Origin of the sequence: Scrofimicrobium canadense, from assembly GCF_009696615.1 — a bacterium.
Taxonomy (GTDB): domain Bacteria; phylum Actinomycetota; class Actinomycetes; order Actinomycetales; family Actinomycetaceae; genus Scrofimicrobium; species Scrofimicrobium canadense.
Window position 1 is genome coordinate 24,285 of sequence record NZ_VULO01000016.1, and the last position, 16,709, is coordinate 40,993.

17 protein-coding genes are annotated in these 16,709 nt (G+C 49.8%); 8 read left to right on the forward strand and 9 right to left on the reverse strand.

Features of this window, described 5'->3' with window-relative positions:
* Positions 1-13 precede the first annotated feature (13 nt).
* Positions 14-226: a WYL domain-containing protein gene (locus FYJ24_RS13595; RefSeq protein WP_404814713.1), complete on the reverse strand. Its 213-nt coding sequence runs from the start codon at positions 224-226 to the stop codon at positions 14-16.
* Between the two features lie 207 nt (positions 227-433).
* On the opposite strand from FYJ24_RS13595, the gene FYJ24_RS12705 reads away from it, so the two are divergent.
* A complete protein-coding gene (locus FYJ24_RS12705; RefSeq protein WP_206192694.1) occupies positions 434-697 on the forward strand; it encodes a hypothetical protein in 264 nt (87 codons plus the stop codon).
* 651 nt (positions 698-1,348) lie between these two features.
* On the opposite strand, the gene FYJ24_RS11570 is transcribed toward FYJ24_RS12705, so the two are convergent.
* From FYJ24_RS11570 to rpmH, 8 genes are all read right to left on the reverse strand, one after another.
* Entirely contained in the window at positions 1,349-2,383 is a 1,035-nt protein-coding gene (locus FYJ24_RS11570) for a ParB/RepB/Spo0J family partition protein (protein ID WP_318656688.1), read from the reverse strand.
* Complete coding sequence (locus FYJ24_RS11575) at positions 2,380-3,261, reverse strand: ParA family protein (RefSeq protein ID WP_154546552.1); 882 nt, start codon at positions 3,259-3,261, stop codon at positions 2,380-2,382. The genes FYJ24_RS11570 and FYJ24_RS11575 overlap by 4 nt, the downstream gene beginning before the upstream one ends.
* A 44-nt stretch (positions 3,262-3,305) precedes the next feature.
* Positions 3,306-3,959, reverse strand: a complete 654-nt coding sequence (rsmG, locus tag FYJ24_RS11580) for a 16S rRNA (guanine(527)-N(7))-methyltransferase RsmG (RefSeq protein WP_154546554.1) — start codon at positions 3,957-3,959, stop codon at positions 3,306-3,308.
* A complete protein-coding gene (locus FYJ24_RS11585; protein WP_154546556.1) occupies positions 3,925-4,425 on the reverse strand; it encodes a Jag family protein in 501 nt (166 codons plus the stop codon). Before FYJ24_RS11585 ends, rsmG begins: the two co-directional genes overlap by 35 nt.
* A 6-nt stretch (positions 4,426-4,431) precedes the next feature.
* Positions 4,432-5,799, reverse strand: coding sequence for a membrane protein insertase YidC (gene yidC, locus FYJ24_RS11590; protein ID WP_318656690.1), 1,368 nt, complete (start codon positions 5,797-5,799; stop codon positions 4,432-4,434).
* An 80-nt stretch (positions 5,800-5,879) separates the two neighbouring features.
* Positions 5,880-6,179 (reverse strand): membrane protein insertion efficiency factor YidD, encoded by a 300-nt coding sequence (gene yidD / locus FYJ24_RS11595; RefSeq protein WP_318656691.1) that lies wholly within the window; start codon positions 6,177-6,179, stop codon positions 5,880-5,882.
* Positions 6,179-6,523, reverse strand: a complete 345-nt coding sequence (gene rnpA, locus FYJ24_RS11600) for a ribonuclease P protein component (protein ID WP_154546558.1) — start codon at positions 6,521-6,523, stop codon at positions 6,179-6,181. Before rnpA ends, yidD begins: the two co-directional genes overlap by 1 nt.
* 27 nt (positions 6,524-6,550) lie before the next feature.
* Entirely contained in the window at positions 6,551-6,688 is a 138-nt protein-coding gene (gene rpmH / locus FYJ24_RS11605) for a 50S ribosomal protein L34 (protein WP_318656693.1), read from the reverse strand.
* Positions 6,689-7,041: 353 nt separating this feature from the next.
* Between rpmH and dnaA the strand changes: the two genes are divergently transcribed.
* The 7 genes from dnaA (at position 7,042) to FYJ24_RS11640 (ending at position 16,699) form a co-directional block, all read left to right on the forward strand.
* Positions 7,042-8,439, forward strand: a complete 1,398-nt coding sequence (gene dnaA, locus FYJ24_RS11610) for a chromosomal replication initiator protein DnaA (RefSeq protein WP_154546560.1) — start codon at positions 7,042-7,044, stop codon at positions 8,437-8,439.
* Between the two features lie 350 nt (positions 8,440-8,789).
* On the forward strand, positions 8,790-9,926 hold the full coding sequence (gene dnaN, locus FYJ24_RS11615; RefSeq protein WP_154546627.1) for a DNA polymerase III subunit beta: 1,137 nt from the start codon (positions 8,790-8,792) through the stop codon (positions 9,924-9,926).
* Positions 9,927-9,928: 2 nt separating this feature from the next.
* On the forward strand, positions 9,929-11,077 hold the full coding sequence (recF, locus tag FYJ24_RS11620) for a DNA replication/repair protein RecF (protein ID WP_154546562.1): 1,149 nt from the start codon (positions 9,929-9,931) through the stop codon (positions 11,075-11,077).
* Positions 11,067-11,615, forward strand: a complete 549-nt coding sequence (locus tag FYJ24_RS11625; protein WP_225872150.1) for a DUF721 domain-containing protein — start codon at positions 11,067-11,069, stop codon at positions 11,613-11,615. The genes recF and FYJ24_RS11625 overlap by 11 nt, the downstream gene beginning before the upstream one ends.
* Positions 11,616-11,730: 115 nt before the next feature.
* Complete coding sequence (gene gyrB, locus FYJ24_RS11630) at positions 11,731-13,728, forward strand: DNA topoisomerase (ATP-hydrolyzing) subunit B (protein ID WP_154546564.1); 1,998 nt, start codon at positions 11,731-11,733, stop codon at positions 13,726-13,728.
* Between the two features lie 12 nt (positions 13,729-13,740).
* Positions 13,741-16,311, forward strand: a complete 2,571-nt coding sequence (gyrA, locus tag FYJ24_RS11635) for a DNA gyrase subunit A (protein ID WP_154546566.1) — start codon at positions 13,741-13,743, stop codon at positions 16,309-16,311.
* Positions 16,304-16,699, forward strand: coding sequence for a DUF3566 domain-containing protein (locus FYJ24_RS11640; protein WP_154546568.1), 396 nt, complete (start codon positions 16,304-16,306; stop codon positions 16,697-16,699). The genes gyrA and FYJ24_RS11640 overlap by 8 nt, the downstream gene beginning before the upstream one ends.
* The last annotated feature ends 10 nt before the right edge of the window (positions 16,700-16,709 follow it).

Consider the following 16,709-nt stretch of genomic DNA (forward strand, 5'->3'; position numbering starts at 1 on the left):
TTTCGGTAACTGATTACTCTAGGCCCACTATGCTTTTAGCATGTGGCGGTGGAACACCTATCTCTTGAATTGTGTGAGCTGAATAGGGCTCCATCGTAATGACAGCCTTTCGCACCCGCACAATGGCAAACCAACTAACTGCGGATCGTAGACGACACCAAGCGATAAGGTACCAACGCCCTCCAGTGGACGCAAAGAGAGTATGGGCTCCATTTCTCAGCGACACAGCAACGGCTATCAATAGCGCGGTTGCCTCAGGCGGCGATCATACTTGCAGGCCATTGGCTTGGGGGCGTGATCCTGAGACAAGGTCATTGAGTGCCTCGCGTGTTCTGGACTGCACGTGATCGCAATGACGCTACCAGGTCGCGATAAAGAGGACCCAAACCGCACAAACGAAACTCTGGAAGAACAGAGTGCCGCCATATAGGCGATGGTCGGCGCCCAAGGCGGAGACATTGTCCTCGTAGCGCACGGCGGTGCTAATGCTCCGGTCAGTGTCATTGTCGATCGACATCCAGAGATAATCAGGTGCGTGATATGGGTGGACTTCGGCCCAGTGTCCTCCGTTCGTGCTTTCGCCCTCGAATTGCCGAAAGTGATTGCAGAGATCCCCTCCCCACTCTCGACATACGTGCTGAACAGGCTAGCCTTGAAGGACTCAGTCCTGACGATTCTCAAAGATTCCCTACCATGACTATCCCCGAACCAGGGCCGTTTGCCCGTGAAACTGTGTGCTTAACCAACCAAGCTCACAGGTGAGTTTCTAAGACCCTGGTGTACTGCTCGATTTCCCAGACACAGGTGATCGAATTCTCTTAGGTAGGGCACCCATGTTCCGCGAAGTATCTATGCTCCAGCATATTTATACTATCGATCTCCCCACGGGACACCGGCCAATGTGGAGCCGCTCCAAGAGAACTAACAAAAGTGATATCCGGGGTCGCACTCCGACTATTTTGAAGCAGTTTTCACCTGGCAAGAGTATTTTCGTTGGGGCGTTCCTATTTCTCCATTTCGTGTCTAACACCCCACAAGTGCCATCTATCGCGCCATAACTTCTAGGATTGGGGCCGAAGATATACTATGGCACGGCGGACCAAATCGATAGTTTTTTACACGTCGTCATATCAATCTTGTGAGATAGGAAGGTGGCATACCAAATGTGCTATCGGTATGCCACCTTCCCCAAATTCACATCTCGTTAAGTGCGACGCTACCATGCCAACAGGGAAGAAGACTTTGTTGAATTACACCAATCGTACGATGTGCGAGTGCACCTGACCGGCGTGGTGTTCTGTGCGCAAGGCGCCAGCAGTCGGCAATAATCACAGACGTAACCCTAACGCTATTGGCTAACAGTACCTGAAAGAATTTCTGTAATTCTTGCTAAATCTTCTTCGTCCGCAAAGGTAATGGTAATTTTCCCCCGTTTCTTTCCTTCAGTGACGGTAACTGAAGTATCCAAACGATCAGCTATCGCATTAGCCACCTGTAATGCGAATGCTGAGGGAGGCTTTCGTTCATTTTGGCCTCTCCGTTTTGCTCCATCGCCATCTTTCATTAGCCGAGCGAGCTCTTCGGTGCCTCTCACCGATATGCCCTCGGTAACAACCCGCTGAGTCAACACTTCCATCTGTTCTGGAGAATCAAGGCTAAGAATTGCCCGAGCATGACCTGCAGAGATTATCCCTGCGGCGACTCGTTGCTGCACGCTCGCAGGCAGTTTCAATAGCCTCAGCGTATTAGCGATTTGCGGACGAGACCTAGCTATCCGATCGGACAATTGTTCCTGTGTACATCCAAAGTCACGTAGAAGTTGTTGATATGCAGCCGCTTCTTCAAGTGGATTCAGTTGGACACGATGAAGGTTTTCTAGGAGGGCATCCCGCAGTAAGTCTTCATCTTCTACTTCCCGAACGATAGCTGGAATCTCATCCAATCCCGCAACTTGTACCGCGCGAAGACGGCGTTCACCCATGACAAGCTCATAACTATCCTGGTCTATGGGGCGTACGACGATTGGTTGTAAGACGCCAACTTCGCGAATAGACGCGGCAAGTTGATCGATGTCCGATTGCTCGAATACTTGCCTAGGTTGTTTTGCATTCGCGACAATCTTCTCGATAGGTAGTGCAACGAATGTTGCCCCAGGAACTTCAACTAACTCTGTTGTTTCACGTGAAACATTCTCGTTTGATGTTTCACGTGAAACATTGCGTTGAGGATTAAGTAACTCTCGGGCTGACCCGCCTTCTAACCCAGAAGCATTTTTACCTAAACGATCCGGAATGAGGACATCTACTGGCTTTTCAGAAGCCGGTGGAATTAGAGCGCCCAGTCCTCGGCCTAGTCCCTTTCGAGGCTTACTCTTTGCCGTCACTTTTCATCTCCTAGGCGCTTTGCTAATTCTAGCGCTGCTTCACGGTACGCCACTGTACCCGTACCTCGAGGATCGTACGCGATTACAGTCTGCCCGTAACTGGGAGCTTCCGAGATGCGAACTGACCTGGGTATTTCAGTATCAAAGACCTGCTGAGGAAAATGTTCGCGCACTTCATGAGCGACCTCAGCGCTCAACCGAGTTCGACCATCAACCATTGTCAATAGTAATGACGCTACAGATAGGCGCGGATTAAGGCTTTCGCGTATACGTTCGACCGTCTGGACCAACAACGACAGTCCTTCTAGTGCGTAATACTCGGTCTGGACCGGAATTAGCACCTGATCAGCAGCCACGAATGCGTTGACAGTAAGAAGGCCCAGTGAAGGTGGACAATCAATAAGAATTATGTCGAACTGACGCCCGTTCCGAATATGATCTTCCACCGCATTTGCTAGAAGATATTCACGCCCTACCCGACCTGCCAGTTCTACTTCGGCACCAGCTAAGTCGATCGTGGCAGGACAGACGAAAAGCCCTTGATGCTCGGGAGATCGGACAATAATGTCTTCTAAGGCTTCCTCACCTACCAGGACATCATAGGTTGAAGGAACGCCTGACACATGTTCTATACCAAGCGCGGTTGAGGCATTTCCTTGCGGGTCCACGTCTATGACGAGAACCTGTAGCCCTCCTGCTGCGAGACCGGCCGCTAGATTAACTGCGGTCGTAGTCTTCCCAACGCCACCCTTTTGATTACTTACCGCGATGACAGTGGTGTTCAATGGACGAGGGAACACAGCGTTATCAAGCTGTGCAAGCCGACTATTGTTTCGTGCTAACTCCGTAGCTAACGGTGTACTAGCTGAATTCGACAATTCTTCACCTCTTCCATGTGTAGTCTAATCGTATCTACCGACGACTAACTTGATACACGCGAACACTCAACGACATAGGTGGATTCCCCATCGAGAACCGACACCACTTCATGTACAGATGCATCCAAATGATAGCGGCGAAGTTCCGTTGCCGCTCTCTCAACTTCTTCGGTCGCCCTCTTTCCTTTGAGTGCGAGTAACCGCCCGTGCGGGGCAATCAACTTCGACGTTAGTCGAATCAGCTTATCGAGACTCGCCACGGCTCGAGCTGTGACTACATCGGCGCGGATTTTTCCTTTAAGATCTTCGGAACGTGCGCACATAATCTCCACGTTATCGAGCCCAATCTCGCTTCGTACCTCGTCGAGCCACTGGCAGCGACGTTCCATCGCCTCGACCAAAAATACTTCTAAGTCGGGGCGAGCGCACGCTATAACAATCCCAGGAAGTCCCGCGCCCGAACCAACATCGAGAACACTACCTTTAGCTGGCAGATATGGAAGAAGTGCCGCACAGTTAACGATATGCCTCGACCAGATACGAGAAACTTCGCGAGGTCCTATGAGCCCTCGTTCCTCTCCCTCTTCAGATAGCATGTGAGCAAAATGCTCAACCGCTGGAAACCCAGTTCTGAAGAGGGAGTGGACAGCTTCCGTTGCTTCTTCACTCACTGGCTTCGACCGGAGCCAAGATAACAACGCATCGTGATGGTTCGACGCCTTCTGACTCAGACACTAGTCCTGCTTCGGCTACCACATCGTGGCACACCTTCCGCTCAAAAGGATTCATCGGGTCAAGCTTTACGTTTTCACCGTGAGCTCTCACGCGTGCGATCGCCTCTTCTGCGACCCCCCGCAGTTCAGCTTTCCGTGAAACCCTATATCCGTCAATATCCAGCATCAGTCGAGTACGTTCACCGGTGGAGTTCTGCACCGCCAGGCGGGTGAGTTCTTGTAGTGCATCAAGTACCTCACCTTCTTCGCCTACTAACCTGGATAAACTAGTACCGGGACGATCTGCGATTACAGCCACCGATGCCCTGTCGTTCTCTACATCTATCTCGATATCGCCTTCCATGTCAGCTATATCTAGCAACTCTTCTAGATAATCTGCAGCAAGGTCGCCTTCTTCTTCAAGCTGTTTAATGCGTTCCTTATCGCTCATAGTTCCTCAGTTCTTACCTTTAGAACCCTTGCCTGGGTTCCCACGCTTTCTTTGTTGAGCTCGCCGTGCTTGACGTCGTTTCTCAATTTCTTCAGGGGTTAGATTAGCGCCCGGCTTAGAGGCCTTCCGTTGCTCCTTTTTCGCAGCACGCGCCTCAGCCTTGGCCTGTTCCTCGACACTACGCCGTTCCAACTCGGCTCTGCGGGCCCGCTGCTCACGCGTCAATTTCTTTGGCTGACGTGCTTGACGAGATGAACTATTCTTTTGCGCGACACGCGCTGCAGCAATACCTTTCATCCACTCTTTGTCAGGCAATGTTTTCCACGGCTCGACAGCTAGATTGCGGTAGATACCTAGTTGATCAGCCGCAGTCCAAGACTCAGGAAAATTCTGGTCCACATGGTCACGTTTGGCCTTTGACTTAACTTCAACCAAAGTCTTCTCTTGTAATTCCAGCAACTCAGGGGAGTCTTTTACTAACTCTGCACTCGCTGACTGATATTGCTCAAAGAAAGGTTTAGCCCACGCCTGGTACTTTTTCTCTCTCTTCTCCACCAATTCTTTGTATGCAGGAGAACCTGGCGTTGGAAGTACTTTGATAACCCACAACTGCTGCGCCCAAGAAAATACAGTTGTTGTCACCATATAGATAAGAAGGGCCATCATGAAGACAAGCCCCGTAAAAACAAACATCGCTGGCATCAGATACATCATCATCTTTTGCGAACGAACCATAGGATTATTCGGATCCGACGCAGCAGGCATGTTCTTTGTCGTCGACATACGCATAGTGAGGAATTGGAAAGTTACCATCACTAGAATTAGGAATACGAAGACAAGTTTGAGTGCACCCGGGGTTGTTGTCAGTGTGTCAAAAAGAGAAACACCCAAGAAGTCTGAATTGTAAATATTTGTGGCAACCTCAGTGTCCAGTGGCCCCAAATTAGGATACAGATAGGTTCCGCTATGAAGCGCGACTACCGCAAAAATGACGCGATAGAGGGCAAAGAGTACCGGCATTTGCACCAGCATCGGTAGACAAGATGAATACGGTGATGTCCCTGCTTTTTTGTACAGAGCCATCATCTCTTCGCTTTGACGCTGCCTCGATGCAACGTCAGTCTTTCCTTTGTACTTGGCTTGAAGCTTTTGTAACTGAGGCTGAATTGCCTGCATGCCTCTAGTCGAGCGTATCTGCTTGATATAGAGAGGAATAATTGCAGCACGAATAAGCAGCGTGAGTATGACGATGGATACTACCCATCCAGCACCGCCCGAACCTAAGCCGATGAATACGACAAAATCGTGAATCTTCATCCAGATCCAGGCAAACGCAACAATAATCCAGTGAAGATACTTATCCACAAAGTCCACTAAGGGAACCTCTCTCCTTAAGGCGCCATTCGCCTTTCATACTTTAGACCGGAAGCTACCAATCGCCCCAATTTGGGAAATCATGGTTCTTCCTCCGACAGATCATAGCCAACCCAGTCCGGCGGGGGGACCCACTTCGGTGCATGCCACATTCCTTTACTCGGGACATGGTCAACACCGCCTTTTGACCAGGGGTTGCAACGAAGTATGCGCCACGTAGCCAAAAGAATCCCCTTCATCGGTCCGTGTCGCTTCAAAGCTTGCACAGCATAGTCCGAACACGTTGGATAATAACGACAACGCCGCGGCAGCCCGGGCGAAATGTACTTCTGGTATAAGACGACCGGATATATAAGCAGTTGGCTTACCCACCCGCTCACTATTTGTCACCAAGTTTCTCTATTGCCCGGCCAAGGAGTTCATCCACTGCCTTCGCCAAACATGTATACGACGCGGATGATGCTCTAGATCGCGCCAGTACCACAACCTTGCTGCCCGATGGCAACCGATCAAGGCGCTCACGCATCAGGTGCCGTAACCGTCTTTTAACTCGGTTGCGATCTACCGCCAATGGAATTTCTCTCTTAGAAATAGTGAAACCTACCAAAGGAGATACGCTAATCGCCGCACCCTCATCGGGTACGGCGATTGCAATAGTCAACAGACCATTTCCACATTTGACGCCACATCGCATGGAGCGGCCAAAATCTTGACCGTCCACCATACGATTTAGGCGACTAAGCACCGCTATCTAGACAGCGATACGGGAACGGCCTTTGCTGCGACGGTTCGCTAAAACCGCGCGGCCCGCACGCGTACGCATGCGCAGACGGAAGCCGTGCACCTTATGGCGACGGCGGTTATTCGGTTGGTATGTACGCTTAGTCACGACAGATCTCCTCGTTCACATATGCCCACAAAGACTATCGGCACATGGTTCAGCGGTCAATGTCATCACCAACGACAACCGATTTCGTCGGATATCCCCAACTGTGCACATATCTGTGGATAAGTAATCCCCACACTTGTGGGTTTTCCACAACGTCGGTGGATAACTAACATGAACAATGCGCAACAGATAAGGGAAAATCCTTGAAATAACAACAGTGTAACTACATCGAAGGATTTCCACAGGTTTAGCCCCAGGGTGGGGATTGAACTCAAAAAGAGGTAAGCTAGGCAAGACTTATCAACATCTAACGTGTGTAAAATCACTGGCAATCACAGGAGCATCCGGAGCATATGGCCGACATTCCTTTGACTGAGGCCTGGCATCAGGCCCTCGATAGTCTGGACCCTTCCTCAGTCGGCCCCGCACACGCGGCTTTTTTGGCGAATACCAAGCCTTTAGGGGATATCGAAGGCACCATTCTTCTCGCTGTTCCCAATGAATTCACCAAAAGTTTCATCGAAAATAGGCTTTCTGGCGAACTCACTGCAGCTCTTCAAAATTTTTTGAGTAGGAATTTACGAATTGCAGTCACCGTTGATTCCTCTCTCGAAGAAGAACCTCAGCCGCAAGCAGTCCCAGAAATACCTCTCGCACAGCCGCCTACGCAATCACCTTCTACTCCCGGTACTTTTTCCATCGACACTGCTGAAACGACACAGCTCAATCCGAAGTATCTCTTCGACACCTATGTCATTGGTCCTTCCAACCGTTTTGCCCACGCTGCAGCTGTTGCCGTAGCGGAAGCTCCTGCCAAAGCCTACAACCCTCTCTTTATCTATGGTGGCTCTGGCCTTGGTAAAACTCACCTACTCCATGCAATCGGCCATTACGCACTTTCTCTCTACCCCCATTTAGGAGTGCGGTACGTTAACTCAGAGGAATTCACCAACGATTTCATCAACGCTATTCGTGAGGATCGCACGGAAGAGTTTCAACGTAAATACCGTCAAGTCGATATTCTTCTCATTGATGACATTCAGTTCATTCAGGGCAAAGAGCAGACCGTCGAAGAATTTTTCCACACCTTCAATACCCTCCACAATGCAAACAAACAGGTAGTGATTACTTCCGACCTGCCTCCCAAACATCTATCGGGATTTGAAGACCGTTTGCGTTCACGTTTTGAGTGGGGTCTCTTAACAGATGTACAACCACCAGATTTGGAAACACGCATTGCCATCTTGCAAAAGAAAGCTGCTGCAGAAAACATTGAAGTCCCCCCGGAAGTACTGGAGTTCATCGCCTCACGAATCTCAGCAAACATTCGTGAGCTTGAAGGATCAATGCTGCGAGTAACTGCCTTCGCAAACCTCACTGGTAACCCCATTGATCTTCAGTTAGCAACGATGGTCCTCAAAGACATCATTTCAGATCCCGAAGACCAAGAGATTACTGCTGCGCTCATCATGGGACAAACTGCCGCCTATTTTGGCGTGACGATGGACCAGCTATGCAGTACTGATCGGTCACGAACAATGGTTGAAGCGCGACAAATTGCCATGTATCTATGCAGGGAACTCACAGACCTTTCCCTTCCCAGGATCGGCGAAACATTCGGTGGGCGCGACCACACCACTGTCATGCACGCGAACAAGAAAATCACGGGCCTTATGGCAGAGCGCAGGGAGACTTTCAATCACGTCACTGAACTGACCAACCGCATAAAAAATAAGGCTCGTGGCAACTAAATTCACAGCACGTGTGAATTCGTTGTGTATAGACGGCGTGTCGCTGGGGATTATGGAGAACTTTTTGTGAACTCGTTTCAGTCACGTTTTTTCAGATTCACAGATCCTCAGCGTTCTTACCCACTCCCTCCACAGGCTGTACCCAATTCAATTCGCACATCGAACTGCGTAAACTCAAAGTATCCACAGTCTCCACACCCCCTACTACTATGACTAACTTATTCATTAGAAGTTTCCTGTGGACCCGCACATCAGTGAAATGTGGGGCTGCAACACACTTACAGCCATCAATGTAGAGTTAGACCCAGAGCGAGAAGGAGTCACCATTGTTTGAGACCTCACATCAGGGAATGAAGATTAAAGCTGCTCGTGACGCGCTATCTGAGGCTGTGCAATGGGCAGTCCGTGCTTTACCTGCACGCCCACCTGTTCCAATCCTCGCCGGAGTGAAGCTATCTGCACATGATGGGATTCTTCAACTCTCAACATTTGATCGTGAAGTTTCAGCGCGAGCAGAAATACCCGTGGATATTGAGTCCAGCGGCGAGGCACTGGTTTCTGGGAAACTTCTTTCTGAAATCACGCGGTCACTGCCAAACAGGGATGTGAGCCTCAATGTTGATGGTTCACATGTGGTTCTTACATGCGGAAACGCAAGTTTTAATCTTTCAACAATGTCGCTGGATGACTACCCAACCTTTCCTCCACTTCCAGAAGAGTTGGGGACTATTGATGCTCAAGAGTTCGCTCGAGCCATTCAGCAAGTTGTGATTGCCGCATCGAAAGATGAAGCAATACCACTTCTTACTGGCATTCAAGTGATGATTGACGGCAACAAAATTACACTTCTTGCCACTGACCGTTATCGTCTGGCACTGCGTGAAGTTGAATGGGAACCTGTTTCTCCTGATCTTCAGTCGATTATCCTCGTCAAATCGAAAGTCCTTGCTGATGTCGCAAAATCGATGGCGGGGGGTGGGAATACTTCTCTTCACCTTAGTGATGGCCAGGAACCGGGAAGATCATCACTCATAGGTTTTAGTGCTGGATCCCGACAGGCAACGTCTGTCCTCATGGATGGTGACTATCCGCCAGTAATGAAACTCTTCCCGGAAGAAACACCTTTGACTTATGCCTGCAATAGGCAAGAGCTTCTTGAAGCTGTACGTCGTGTATCCCTCGTTGCAGAACGTAAGACTTCGATCCGGTTACATTTCACTGACGGTGCACTTCATCTTGAGGCCGGTCAAGGCGATGTTGCTGCAGCGCGCGAATCTGTCGAAATGCATACCGAGTGCGAAGATCTTCTCACAGCATTCAATCCTCAGTATCTTCAGGAAGGATTGGCGGTTACAGATACTGATTTTGTGAACTTTGGTTTTACCGATCCAAAGAAAGCTGCTGTTGTTCAAGGGCAGGTTTCATTAGAAGAACAACCCGACCGGGCTTTCCGTTACCTTCTGATGCCAATACAATATGGTGTTTAGGCTTGTATGTATCAGCGTTAGCACTTGATAACTACCGGTCATACCATACGCTGGTAGTAGAGTTTTCTCCTGGTGTAACGGTATTTCATGGGAGAAATGGTCGAGGTAAAACTAACATTGTCGAGGCCCTTGGGTATCTTTCAACCCTTTCGTCTCACCGAGTTTCCAGTGAGAAAGCACTAGTTAGGCAGGGACAGTCAGCAGCAGTAATTCGTGCCAGGGTCAATGACGGTAGAGAAAATCTTCTTGAAGTCGAATTGGTTTCTGGAGGAGCTAATCGTGCTCGGATAAACCGGGCAATGGTGGCCCCCCGTGAGATTGTCGGGTATTTGCGCACGGTGACATTTGCACCAGAGGACGTTCAAATCATTCGAGGTGATCCTTCAGGACGTAGGCGATTTCTTGATACGGCACTTATGCAGATGAAGCCAGCCTATTCGAGTATGAAACGTGATCTCGACAAGGTTCTGGCTCAAAGGGCAGCAGCATTGAAGAATGCATCGTTTCTTGGCAGTGACATGCTTGATGTCTGGGATGAGTCTCTGGTGGAACTCAGTGCTCAAGTAGCTGCGCACAGAATTTCATTCGTCGCGTCTATGGCTCCGATACTCAGTCAGGCTTATGGTCACGTCGCTGATGACACAAAGACTGCGACCATGGAGTTTCGTTCAAAACTCGGTGAGATTCCTGATACAGTCCCCCATATCGAAGATGGGCACATGCCGGACCTCACTGACATGGTTGACTCCATGCGTCACCTGTACCGCCACAGCATAGAGAACAATCGCGATGAAGAAATAAGAAGGCGACAGAATCTTGTAGGAGCTCACCTTGACGACTTTGATGTATATGTCGATGGGTTACCCGCTAAAGGTTTTGCCAGTCATGGTGAAACCTGGTCATCTGTGTTGGCCCTTCGCCTTGCCCAAGCACAAGTGCTTTCTACAGAGGATGCTCCGCCAATACTCATTCTCGATGATGTCTTTGCCGAGTTGGACTCGCGAAGGCGGCTAGCGTTGGCTTCACGCATGGCAGACTTCGATCAAGTTTTTGTGACGGCAGCTGTTGAGGAGGATCTCCCGCACCTTATGGAGAGTGATCGCATAGAAATCACCTGGAGTGCGGAGGAGGGCAGTCAGATTGGAAAGTGAAGACGATTTTATCTCTCAGACATATCAACGAATGGTTGAGGCTACTGCAGGACAATTTCGATCAACTACCCGCATAACGAGAGTAAGCAAGCGCGATAATCCAGGAAAAGACAACGACTTAGGGTCTGCGAATACTGGCTGGGCACCTCCTCCAGGTTTTCCACGGTCACGAGGCGTTCTTTGGTCACATCCACGTGCTCTCGGTAACGTAATAGGTTCTCTCGCTCAATCGCGTCAATGGCAAGAACCGCTATCGCTGGGAACTGTGATTGCACGTTGGCCTGAAATTGTAGGTCCGCAGGTGGCACGTCATTGTAGTGTGACATCGATAGAAGAAGGTAAACTACACATCCACGCAGATTCGACTGCGTGGTCAAAACAGTTGAGGCTTTTATTACCACAAATCGAGCGTCGGATTGCAGAGACGGTGGGATCAGGGCAATCTCCTCAAGTAGTCATTCATGGACCACAGTCACCCTCGTGGAAGCATGGCATGTATTCAGTGAAGGGTCGAGGACCGCGCGATACCTATGGATGACTGTAAGGTAGGTCACCTCTTTTTTGATCAAAAGTGCAGGTCGACGGCAATCTGAGCTCAGGTTTTGATTGCGAGTTTTTGGTAGAATAGGTGTCTTGGACAGGAGGGCAATCGCATGGCCACAAATGACCACTATGAAGCGTCTGACATTACGGTGTTGGAGGGCTTGGAAGCGGTTAGGAAGCGCCCGGGCATGTATATCGGTTCTACCGGAGAGCGCGGCTTGCACCACCTGGTTTACGAAGTCGTCGACAACTCTGTTGACGAGGCGTTGGCCGGATACTGCGACCATATTGAAGTAACGATTCTGCCCGACGGTGGAGTTCGTGTAGAGGATAATGGTCGTGGTATTCCCGTTGATCTACATCCCTCGGAAGGTAAGCCCACCGTCGAAGTAGTGATGACGATTCTGCACGCAGGTGGAAAATTTGGTGGTGGCGGCTATGCCGTCTCAGGTGGCCTTCACGGGGTCGGTATCTCTGTTGTTAATGCGCTCTCTAAACGCGTCGACACTACCGTCAAACGTCAGGGATACGCGTGGAGAATGTCATTTGCCAATGGCGGACACCCTATTTCCCCGCTCGTCAAAGAAGAAGAAACTGAAGAGACAGGTACTTCACAGACTTTTTGGCCCGACCCAGAAATCTTCGAGACCGTAGATTTTAGTTTCGAGACGCTGCGGCAACGGTTCCAACAAATGGCATTCCTCAATAAAGGACTGCGGATCACTCTTACAGATCAACGCCCGGGGCAAAGTACTGCCGGGGATGAGATCACCGGTGAAAGTCGTGAGGAGCCGGAGGAAGAATTCCGTGCGGTAACGTATTGCTACGAAAATGGGTTGCGGGACTATGTGCAATACCTTGATACTACGAAGCGCGTAACGCCAATCAACGAAGACATTATCTCCATTGAGAACGAAAATGATGAAGGTACATTGTCCCTAGAGTTAGCTATGCGGTGGACCGAGGCATATTCGGAAACTATTCACACATATGCCAACACCATCAACACCACTGAAGGTGGAACTCACGAAGAGGGATTCCGCACTGCTCTTACCACGGTTATCAACAAGTATGCCCGCGAAAAATCTCTTTTGAAAGAAAAAGACGATAACCTCATTGGCGATGACGTGCGTGAAGGACTTACAGCAGTCTTGTCTGTCAAACTCACAGAGCCGCAGTTTGAAGGGCAGACAAAAACGAAGCTAGGTAACACTGAAGCTAGAACGTTTGTGCAAAGTCAAACATATAAACTTCTAGGGGACTGGCTTGATGCTCACCCAGCTGAAGCGCGAGCGATCGTTGGCAAAGGTATGGCCGCTCAACAGGCGCGTGTTGCTGCTCGTAAAGCCCGCGAGGCCACACGTCGGAAGACAGCATTGGACTCAGTGGCAATGCCATCGAAACTCCATGATTGTTCCTCATCAGATGCAGATGTGTGTGAACTATTCATCGTAGAGGGTGACTCTGCTGGAGGTTCGGCGGTAATGGGAAGAAATCCTGATGTTCAGGCTATTCTTCCTTTGCGTGGAAAAATTCTTAATGTGGAAAAGGCGCGCATCGACCGGGCAATGAATTCTGAGACTATTCAAGCCCTCATTGGTGCATTAGGTACCGGTATTGGCGAAGAATTTGATCGTGGAAAACTCCGCTATGGAAAAGTCATTCTTATGGCTGATGCTGACGTTGATGGCCAGCATATTGCGACTCTATTAATGACATTCTTCTTCCGTTATATGAAGCAACTAGTTGAAGAAGGACATATTTACCTGGCCACACCGCCGCTATATCGTATTCGTTGGAGCAATGCGCCACACGAATTCGTCTACTCTGATCAACAACGTGATGAAGCTCTAGCTGAAGGCCTTGAAAAAGGGTGGCGACTGCCAAAGGTCAATCCAATTCAGCGTTACAAAGGCTTAGGCGAAATGAATGATCAAGAGCTATGGGATACAACAATGAATCCCGATGCGCGTCTACTCAAACAAGTAGAAGTTGGCGAGGCTGCCGCTGCTGATGAGACTTTCACAGTTTTGATGGGGGACGATGTTGAAGCGCGTCGTTCCTTTATTCAGCGTAATGCTCAAGACGTCCGCTTCATTGACGCATAGAGGGTAGAAGCAATGAGTGAAGAGAACCCAGATAACGAACTGATTGCGTCTGAGACTGCTGAAGCGGTTGCCGATGCTGCTACTGAGGCCGTTGAAGAAGGAGCCATTGTTGTCGGCGAAGGCCGCGTTGATCCTGTAGATCTTGAGTCGGAAATGCAGCGGTCATACCTTGACTATGCGATGAGCGTGATTGTGGGCCGCGCTCTTCCTGATGTTCGTGATGGACTCAAGCCTGTGCATAGGCGCATCCTTTATGCAATGTATGACGGTGGTTATCGCCCCGATGCTGGATACTACAAATGCATGCGCGTCGTTGGTGATGTTCTGGCGCATTATCACCCCCATGGTGATAGTTCCGTTTACGATGCGCTGGCACGCCTCGTCCAGTGGTGGTCACTTCGTTACCCTTTAGTCGATGGGCAAGGAAACTTCGGTTCACCAGGTAATTTGGGGCCTGCTGCCGCGCGTTACACTGAATGTAAAATGGCACCGTTGGCTGTGGAAATGGTGCGCGGCATTGATGAGCAAACCGTTGATTTCCAAGACAATTATGATGGACGTTCCCAAGAACCCACCGTCTTGCCAGCACGCTTCCCCAACCTCCTGGTCAATGGATCTGAAGGTATTGCCGTTGGTATGGCGACACGCATCCCACCTCACAATCTTCGTGAGGTTACTGAAGGCGTACAGTGGTATCTCGATAATCCGGAGGCCACAAGAGAAGAGCTACTAGAAGCGCTAATGGAGCGCATCAAAGGCCCAGACTTCCCAACCGGTGCGACTATTCTTGGTCGGCGCGGTATTGAACAGGTGTATAGGACTGGACGCGGCGGCATTATTCAACGAGCAATTGTTGACGTCGAAGAGCTCCACGGACGTCAATGTCTTGTCATAAAGAAGCTGCCCTACCAGGTAAACCCCGATAATCTGACAGCTAAGATTGCCGAGTTAACGCGAACCGGTCAAGTCCAAGGGATTGCCGACATTCGCGATGAGACTTCTGGTCGCAATGGGCAGCGACTCATTATCGTCTTGAAACGGGATGCCGTCGCGCAAGTAGTGCTCAATAATCTATATCGACGCACGTCATTACAGGAATCATTCCCGGCTAACATGCTGGCATTGGTTGATGGAGTTCCCAGGACGTTGTCTCTGGATGGTTTTGTCCACTATTGGGTCAAACATCAGATTGATGTTGTTGTTCGCCGCACGCAATTCCGTTTGGCGAAAGCACGCGAACGGCTTCATATTCTTGACGGGTATCTCAAGGCTCTCGATGCTCTTGACGAGGTGATTGCTCTTATTCGGCGTTCACCTACGGTCGATGATGCCCGCACGGGATTAATGCAGCTACTCGCCATTGATGAAATTCAAGCAAATGCAATTTTGGCAATGCAGTTGCGACGTCTGGCAGCACTGGAACGTCAAAAGATTTTAGATGAGCATGCTGAGATCAAAGCGCGAGTACTCGACTTAGAAGACATTTTGGCCACCCCTGGGCGGCAACGGCGGATTATTTCCGAAGAGCTCACGGAGATCACTGACAAATTTGGTGACGATCGACGTACGACCATCGTCCCCTTCGAAGGGGAAATGTCGATGGAAGACCTTGTACCTGAAGAACAAGTAGTCGTCACAATCACGCGTGAAGGATATACAAAGCGGACTAGAGAAGACCAATACCGTGCGCAAAAGCGCGGTGGTAAAGGTGTACGCGGAGCTCAGCTGCGTGGAGATGACGCAGTTAACCACTTCTTCGTCACCTCGACTCATGATTGGCTGCTTTTCTTTACCAATTTGGGTCGCGTCTACCGCGCAAAGGCCTATCAGCTTCCCGAAGGGGCACGTGACGCCAAAGGTCAACATGTGGCAAATATTCTTCCATTCCAACCGGGAGAACAAATCGCACAAGTGATGACCATCCACGACTACAAGCAGGCTGACTATCTTGTCCTTGCGACCAAGTCAGGTTTAGTAAAGAAATCTCGTTTGGCTGACTATGATTCGCCTCGGCAAGCGGGCATCATTGCGATCAACCTGCGCGAAGATGCACATGGCAATCCCGATGAAGTTGTTTCCGCAGCGATTGTTAACGCTGAAGACGACGTCATTTTGGTTTCAAAACAAGGCATGTCTATTCGCTTCCAAGCAAGTGATGAACAACTGCGCCCAATGGGTCGCTCAACTTCAGGTGTCACTGGAATGCGGTTCCGCGACGATGACGAACTCCTCACCATGGAAGTGGTACGTCCCGAAGCTGACCTCCTCATTGTTACGGAGGGTGGCTATGCAAAACGCACGCCATTGTCTGAATATCGTATTCAAGGTCGTGGTGGACTGGGTATCAAGGTGGCAAATCTTGACGAAGAGCGCGGGGCTCTCGTTGGTGCCCTGGTGACAGAAATTGAAGAAGATGTTCTTGTCATTACAGAAAGTGGCAAACTGGTGAGGGTAAGTGCTGGGGATGTTCGCTCCACTGGTCGAAATACCAAAGGTGTGATTTTCGCTAAACCAGATAAAGAAGACCGAGTAATCGCGATAACACGGGACTCGGGCGATGAACAGGAGAACGACGATGAGTGACCAGGAGATCACTACAGTCGAAGTCGATCAACCGCGCCGTGTTGACCTAACCGTCACTCGTGTTGATCCGTGGTCAGTATTGAAGATTGGATTTCTACTAGCAGTAGCAGTGGGAATCATCACAGTCGTTGCAACAATTGTGCTGTGGCATGTCCTTGACGGAATGAATGTTTTCGGCACTATGGAAGATTTTCTTATCAAAATTGGTGCCGAGCAATTCCTCAGCTTGCTGGAGTATGTCCGCCTTCCTCGCGTGATTTCGTATTCCATCATTCTTGGTGTAGCTAACATTGTGATATTTACTGCTTTAGCTACCTTGATGTCCTTGTTGTACAACCTCGTTGCCGTTATGGTGGGCGGAATTCGCGTCACTTTGATGGATGAGTGAGCTATTACCT